Annotated in this window: 8 protein-coding genes; 2 read left to right on the top strand and 6 right to left on the bottom strand. The window is 52.7% G+C overall.

What is annotated here, in order from left to right; genetic code table 11:
• Positions 1 to 120: 120 nt before the first annotated feature.
• The 4 genes from QP908_RS11475 to QP908_RS11460 all read right to left on the bottom strand — a co-directional run bounded on the left by QP908_RS11475 (position 121) and on the right by QP908_RS11460 (position 3,828).
• Positions 121 to 1,074 (bottom strand): P63C domain-containing protein, encoded by a 954-nt coding sequence (locus tag QP908_RS11475; protein ID WP_239268565.1) that lies wholly within the window; start codon positions 1,072 to 1,074, stop codon positions 121 to 123.
• A 768-nt stretch (positions 1,075 to 1,842) separates the two neighbouring features.
• Positions 1,843 to 2,214, bottom strand: a complete 372-nt coding sequence (locus tag QP908_RS11470) for an ImmA/IrrE family metallo-endopeptidase (protein ID WP_255716714.1) — start codon at positions 2,212 to 2,214, stop codon at positions 1,843 to 1,845.
• Positions 2,214 to 3,158, bottom strand: a complete 945-nt coding sequence (locus QP908_RS11465) for a DUF3800 domain-containing protein (protein ID WP_284772328.1) — start codon at positions 3,156 to 3,158, stop codon at positions 2,214 to 2,216. The genes QP908_RS11470 and QP908_RS11465 overlap by 1 nt, the downstream gene beginning before the upstream one ends.
• Before the next feature lie 133 nt (positions 3,159 to 3,291).
• Positions 3,292 to 3,828, bottom strand: coding sequence for a hypothetical protein (locus QP908_RS11460; RefSeq protein ID WP_239275159.1), 537 nt, complete (start codon positions 3,826 to 3,828; stop codon positions 3,292 to 3,294).
• 156 nt (positions 3,829 to 3,984) lie between these two features.
• On the opposite strand from QP908_RS11460, the gene QP908_RS11455 reads away from it, so the two are divergent.
• Positions 3,985 to 4,206, top strand: coding sequence for an XRE family transcriptional regulator (locus QP908_RS11455; protein ID WP_284772327.1), 222 nt, complete (start codon positions 3,985 to 3,987; stop codon positions 4,204 to 4,206).
• Positions 4,207 to 4,270: 64 nt separating this feature from the next.
• Complete coding sequence (locus QP908_RS11450) at positions 4,271 to 5,035, top strand: phage antirepressor N-terminal domain-containing protein (RefSeq protein WP_239275155.1); 765 nt, start codon at positions 4,271 to 4,273, stop codon at positions 5,033 to 5,035.
• 140 nt (positions 5,036 to 5,175) lie between these two features.
• On the opposite strand, the gene QP908_RS11445 is transcribed toward QP908_RS11450, so the two are convergent.
• Positions 5,176 to 5,835, bottom strand: coding sequence for a hypothetical protein (locus tag QP908_RS11445; protein WP_284772326.1), 660 nt, complete (start codon positions 5,833 to 5,835; stop codon positions 5,176 to 5,178).
• A gap of 28 nt (positions 5,836 to 5,863) precedes the next feature.
• Positions 5,864 to 6,448 carry a hypothetical protein gene (locus QP908_RS11440; protein WP_239270146.1) on the bottom strand — a complete coding sequence of 195 codons (585 nt, stop codon included), beginning with the start codon at positions 6,446 to 6,448 and terminating at the stop codon, positions 5,864 to 5,866.
• Positions 6,449 to 7,084: the final 636 nt, after the last annotated feature.

Raw genomic sequence — 7,084 nt, 5'->3', positions numbered from 1 at the left:
AAACCGGCTACCGGGCGGCTACCGCCACCCCGGTACCTGGTACCGCCTTACCGGTCCCTAAAACAAGCCCGCGTCATCCCGGCACGCGAATTTCACATCTGTAGCGCCAGGGCGGGGTTCTTAAATGTCGAGCATTTGCTGAACTGGAAGATTTCTTGAGTGAACGCGCTCAAAAAGATTCTCAAACTGAACTTTGTCATCGGATGCTTGCATCAGCGTGACTACCTGGTTAATCTGGCGCTCTAAGTGGTTGACCCCAATGTCATCAGTTAAATGCTGATGATGCTTCCGCGGCCGGTTACCCTGCTCATTTTTAGGGTTTAGATCTTTAAGACGGTCTAGGATGCCAGTCGGCATTGGCGTATAGATGTACTTGTTGATGAACTTTCCGACGTACTGCGGGTGGTGATGGTTGCCGGGGACGAATTTCCAGCCCTGCAAGCGGTATATTTCCTTGAAAAACGCCTCGGGAAAAGTGCGAACCCAGGGGCGGAATTCTTCTGCAATGTAGGCATCAAGGAGTCGTTGCAGTTCGTCTTTGGCGCGAGTTTCCTGGTAGCCAGTTGCCTCATCGACTAGAGCGGTGATTCCTACCAGTGCTAGGGCTTTGATGATTCTGCGGGCGGTTTTGGCGATTGGTTTTTGTGTGGTTGTAAGCACGCCGGCTTCTTCTGCGTCGAGGTAGACGTTGCAAATTCTGGGGAGGATTTCGGCGTTGTGTCCGTTGATGACGTTCGGGTTATCCCCGACGCGATAGTCGATTCCAGCGACTGCTTTTTGGAGCTCGGGTGAGATGAATGCGGCTAGGTTGTTTGCTTCTAAGAAGGGTGGTCGATTGTCGTGGCTTGCGCGTCGTCCGCGAGGGGTACGTCCCATGGCGTTCATGATTGAGGATTGGCTGATTACCCGGCGTCCGTCTTCGAGTACGTAGCAGGATAGGTCTGTTCCGGCTATGTTTAGGGTTCCTTGGTGGGTTGCTCGTTCGATTTTTCGTCCCCATCGGGTGTCGGCTGCTTTTTGTCCGGCTATTTTTCGGTAGTTTGGGCGGGGTAGTTTCCCGCTGTGCGTTTCCATAATCGCATATTATCATGCTGGATTTTGTACTGCTTTGGTCATGCTTGTGAAATGATGTTTTGTTGGAAAGTCCCAGTTGGGTTTCTGAGTTTGATCTCGATGCGTTTTTTAGTTCGCATTGCCGATTGTTGGGCCCTCAACCCCCTTGGTGTTCATTTCAGTGAGCACCGGGGGCGGGGATTGCGTTGAAAGCGCATGGCTCCTAATAGATAGAGCCGTTTGGGTCCGCAGCCCGGACAGCGCCCTCTGCTTGAGAGCACAAAGCAGGGTCGTTGATGTATCCGTCTTGGCAGCCGTGATAGGTCTGGATTTCACCCGAAGTCGGATTTCGGGCGCCGTTGGCTGCGGTGCCGTATCCGCATTCTGCCGCCGGCCCTACGCATTCTCCGTTTTCTACTAGACCGGCTTGGCTTTCATTCTCGAGGTACTGCTGTCCTCCGCGGTTGTCAAAACACCATTGGGAGAAGGAGACAGTGCCGTCTGACCATCGAGCGGGCCCAGGGGTGCCTTGGAGGCACTCGACTACGGTCGGTTGTGCCATTTGCGGATTCGCCTCGGGTAAGGCGCTATTGGCAGCAGCAGGTTCCTGTGTTGTGGTTAGGGGTGTGTTGGAGGGGTCCGCGGTTTTGGTCGAGCTGCTGCGTTTGGTACTCGAGGTGCTGAATGTGCTTGAGGTGTTTGAGGACGGCTTATCGGTTGCCGTGGGTTCCTCGTTGGAGGTGCAGCTCGCTAGTGCGAGGACTGCGATGAGAAGAATTGAGAGCTTTTTCATACTGCTGTCTTTTCGTAGATGTTTTGCCAAGTTTTGAGGACTTTGACCGTCACCCCGAGTTCGTTGGCGAGGGTGGCCGGGTGTGGTCCGTAGATTGCTTCTGTGGTGGCGTATTCGGTGGGGGAGACCAGGAGGCGGGCGGCGAACCTGTCGGCGCGTATTTCGTGGGCGCCGTGGTGGCCGGGCGGGTCACCATAATGCGCGTGGCCTAGTTCGTGGGCTAGGGAGCACAGGGTAGTTGTGTCATCCATGCCTACGCGGAGGGTGATGGTGGACCGGTGGGGGAGCCATGCTGCTTTTGGGCCGCCGCGGTGCCAGCGGATTCTATAACCCCGGGCCTCAGCGGATTGTATAAGAGATTCAATCATCAACGATTGCCTCTGATTTGTTCCAGTTTCTTCTGAAGCTCCGGCGAACTAGCGTCAAGCATATTCTGCATCATTTGGTTATTTCTTTGATTTTGCCGGTTTTTCTTAGCTTCGGCTCTAGCTTCAGACTGCCAAAATTTGGTGGTTTTCACTAACTGGTTTGGAAAGCATCGAGAGTCTTTGCTGGGGGAGTTAGACCAGATAATTGAATTGTTAGTCGTTTGGCATAGTGGTGCGAGGTTTTGCCCCATGTCTACGGCCCAACCAAAGGCGGAAGTTTCTGCAAAATGATAGTCCGTTAGTCGGCCAAGTATCGCGCATATCCAATCTGCCAATTGGATTGTTCCGTATAGTCTGCTATCGGCCTGAACAGGTATCTCAATGATGCTTCTATTTTCCTTGTTCTGGCGATAATATATCGTTTTCCCTAAAGTGGCGACGGCCCGTTCACGGTTGTCTGTGTCGGTGGCATCCATGATGACCATTAGTTTTTGGTTTGCTTTAGAAGCGAAGGTTCCGAGTCGGTTTATTGATTGAATGAGACAATGCTCTTCGCGGGCTTGGGAAGTCTCATTGGTTTCTTTGACTGTTCCGATGGGTTTTTGTTGACCGAAGAAGAATATCCTTCCGTCTAATTCTCCTAGCTTTCGGAATATACGGTTCATCGCGGGGTTTATTTCCTCGCCATAATTCTCGATGTTTGTTGTGGTGAGAAGTTTTGAGCCTTTCTTCTCCCATCGTTTCGGGTGAACCTTCAAGCGTTCGATTTCCCAGGCAAGTAGGTGCTCTTTTACATATTCGAAGTAGCCACCCATCTGGCGTACATTTTCGGCGGGGAGTATGTATCCGGCGTAACCGAATACGGGGTGTGTGTTGAATTTAGGGTGGTCGTGTCTGATGTAGGGGCCTTGGTGGCCGAATTCACCCAAGTAAGCAATAAGCATAACGTCCTTGAAATGACTCAGCGGCTAGAACATTAAATGCTCTAGCCGCCGGAATGAGCGCGGTACATGTATTTCAATGCCGCCACTGTGTTTACTGATTGTAGCTGACTCCGGCGTTTTCGCTAACTATGTGTTAGTCAATCAAATCTTCACCTCGTTTTTCGCGTTCTTCTTGTTCGTTTATTGATGAGTCTGCGGCGTATTCGTCGGGGGAGTAGTCAAATTCGCGGACAATGCCGTCATCATCATCTGGCATTGAACCATCCGCGTCGGACACGGGGGCACCCGCACGACGAGCAGCCAGGTCATCGCGTTCGAGCAGGGCACGTGCTGCACCGCCTAGTTCTATCTTGTCGGCGTTGCTTAGGGTGTCTTCGGCCAGGCGATAGACGAGTTCTTCAATGCTGGCTAGCGATAGGAGTTTGGCGCCGCCGTCCAAGAAATCAAAGACTTCATCGCGGGTCAGATTCCCCAGTTCTACTAGAGCTTCGACGGGATTGATGTTTAACCCACGGGATATGGCGATTATGTCCTCCGCTACCAATCCATTTTTCAATCGAAGGTTCACGGTATTTCGTGAGGTTTCGAGAATATCTGCCATGTCTTGGGCGGTGACGCGGTGTCCGGCGAGGCTGGCGAATACGTCTTTTACGTCTGCTGGGGTTGTCATGACTTAAACCCTAGTGCATAAAAATCTTGTCGGCAAGTGGGTGTGTAGCTGGGGAAAGACAAAATGGGTGCCCCCGTGTGAATTGCAACCTTGTCAATCTGGTCAAGAATGACATGCTATGTTGTCACACCCGATAAACAGGAGAAAGAAAAGACAATGTTTCTTATCAGTCTTGACGAGTTGGACCGGGTAAAGCGTATTAACCACCTATCAACCGCAGTAGACCTAGCAAACCGCACGGGCCTATCGCGAAACACGTGGAACAGTGCAATCAAGAACCGCCGCCCAACTCCACAAGTGCTCAACGCACTAGCAGAACTAGGAGCGGCACCAGACCGCATCCTCGTCAAACACGACCCAGAAGAACTAGCCGCATAAGAAATGGCCCGGTGCTGGAGCACCGAGCCAAAAAGCAAAGAAACCTATTTAGGAGAGTAACACAATGGATAACGAACTGGTGACTATCCCGGTTCCCGGAACTTCTAACCCCATCATGGCTGTGCAGCACGATGGCACTGAATGGGCAGCAGCAAACCATGTTTGCGACGCCCTCGGAATCAACTGGGAACCACAGCACCGAAAGCTCAAGGACAAGAACTGGGCAACCATGATCATCATGACCACGGTTGGCGCGGACGGCAAACAGCGCCAAATGAGCATGGTTGATCGTCGTACTCTCACGATGTGGCTGGCCACCATCGACACTAACCGCGTCTCCGAAGCGGCCCGCCCAACGCTTGAGGCCTATCAGCTTGAAGCTGCTAACGCCTTGGACGCTTACTTCCATAAGGGTGGTGCTATTAATCCTCGCGCCGAGGAGCACCAGTTGAATGCTTTGGTGCGTGAGTCGCAGATGCGGATGGAGTTGTGTCAGGCGGCTAAGGGTTTGATTCATCCTGACCATTTGGAGGCGAAGGCGCGGATTGTTTTGGCGCGTGGTTTGGGTGAGGTGCCGGAGTTGGATCCGGAGACGCGGCCACTGTATACGGCGGATTTTTTGAAGTCGAAGAACCTCTCTAGCAAGAAGATGAAGTCCGTAGCCCCGATGTTCGGCAAGCGCATGAAAGCACTGTACACGCTGGAAAAGGGACGCGAACCAGAAAAGTACGACCTTACCTTGCCTAATGGTCAGGTTCGCCAAGTCAATGGCTATACCGAAGCCGACCGGCCACTCATGCAGCAAGTGTGGGATGAGTACTACGCCTAGGTGTGAGGAAAGCCCCGCGTGTGGGCGGGGCTTGTCGGACCTATTCGACGGTGTCGAGTGTATCAGATTATTCAGGTTTATTCCGGGTTTATTCGGTTTAGGAAAAGGTGTTGTTGATGTCTCGGGAGTTGTGGGATTTGTCAGTCGATGAGACTGAACGTGTGGCTGGGGTCTTGGAAGACTCTCTCGTGTTGTGTACCGAGTGGGGTGTGCCATTGGATGGTGACTGTGACATCGAAGGTGAGGGGGATGTAGATGGGGTTGACCTCAAGGAAGGGGGTGTTGAGGGTGGTGCTTTTGGTGTTGTGGGCTTGTCTTCTGGTTTCGAAGTTCCTTTGTTCGGTTCGGAATTCTTCAGCGTGGTTGCGGACTTGGTTGAGAAGTTTCGGAAGCGTGATGTTGATTCCGTGGCCTGGTTTGATGTCAGTCCTGGGGTGAGACATGCTTTCCCCATTTACGGTGACGGTGATGTGGGTGTTGAGGGCTTTATCTTGTCCAGTGTTGATGATGTTGCAGGTCGTCGTGTTTTTCCAGTGGTAGTTCCAGCTGACGTAGTTGAGTTCAGTGTCTCGCTTTTCGGCCCTGCGGCTAATCGTGTTCGCTTCCTTTGCGAGCTCGCGGGCATCTATGGCGATGCTGTTCGATTGTTGGGCGAGGGTGATGGATTCCGCGGCTCGCTTGTGGCTTCTTTGCGCAATGTTGTTGGCGTTTTTCGAGTCGAGTTTGGCGAATATTGCGATAAGCATGCTGATGATGCCGGTGGTGGCGCTGATGCTTGTCAGTAGGGTGTCGAGGTTCATGTTTCGTTTAAAGGAGTGTTGTTGATGTTTACCAGTCTATGGTCTTGGCTGCGGGGCCGTGGGGCCAGCCGGGGAAGTTCTGTTGGTCGGTTGGGGGATTATGAATTGCCTTCCACTTTCCGAGTGGCGAGTGCCGGCGCCGATGGAGGTGTTCGAATGGACGCCATCGCCATTGTTGAGCCTCTTGAGCCAGGTTCATCCGGAGTGCTTGATACCGAATCTTGTTTTTCAGAATGGCAGGATGTGGAGTCTGCCATGCGACATGTAGGTGTACTTTATCCAGGTCGCTACACGGTATTTTTAGAACCTTCGGGCCGAATTTTTCTCCAGGCTGAAGATGGGGCTCGGGGTAGAGGTCCCAGTGTTCGCCATTGTCCCAGAGGAGGGACATCTTTACTCCGTGGAGGGGTTGGAAGCCCTGGTAGTGGAGTTGTATTTCGATTTCGTCAATGGGTTCTTTCATTCCTGAGGTGACGGTGGGGGTTCCGTAGTTGCTGAAGCCCATTGCTATTTGGTGTGCGCCGTCGTATTGGCGGGCGTGTTGGAATTGTTTGATTCCTAGTAGTAGTGCGGCAAGTCCGGTTATTGCGCTTATGAGTGCGGTTATTGCCATGTGTGTATTTTAGCCCGACTTAGCAGGCGGGGGAGTGCGAGCCTCCCCGCGGGCACTGGGGGCAGTCATGTCCCAAAATTTCGACACAGTGACAATAACCCCAAGGGGTATTGGTTGGGTCGAAACGCTGTACAGAGAACTGAATTAGTGAATTGTCCTGATAGAAGATACCGGGCCAAGAACCACGTTGACATGTCCGTGAAGCATTGGCCAAGCCGACAGGCAGGAACCCCGCCGTAAGCGGGAGGGAACCACCAAGGACGTAAAACACCAGGCCGTGAATTAGTTACTCCCCGGGTGCGAGTCCCGGGCGCGGCACTGGCCTCACAGTGTGTGAGGCGGATAGTTGAGTGTAGAGGGGAGGTGTTTCGGTATGGTTGCTCCGATTGTTATTTCGGTGTGCGCCTTGGTTTCTGTGGGGTGCGCTATTTATGTCAGCTACATCAATCGGCATTAGCGGTTGTTGTCTTTTGTTGTTCTTCTCCGTCGCTGTCTGTCCAGCATAGGATGTATTGCCCGCGGTAGCCGAGGAGCGCTTCGAGGGAGTCGCCGTGGTGGAGTGGGGTTGCCCGCAAATCGTGGACACGTAGTTAAGCTGCTTAGGGGTTAAGCAGCGGCCTTCTTATTACCATTTTG

The organism is Corynebacterium sp. MSK204 (assembly GCF_030229885.1).
Lineage (GTDB): Bacteria > Actinomycetota > Actinomycetes > Mycobacteriales > Mycobacteriaceae > Corynebacterium.
This window is presented reverse-complemented; position numbering and strand designations above follow the sequence as displayed.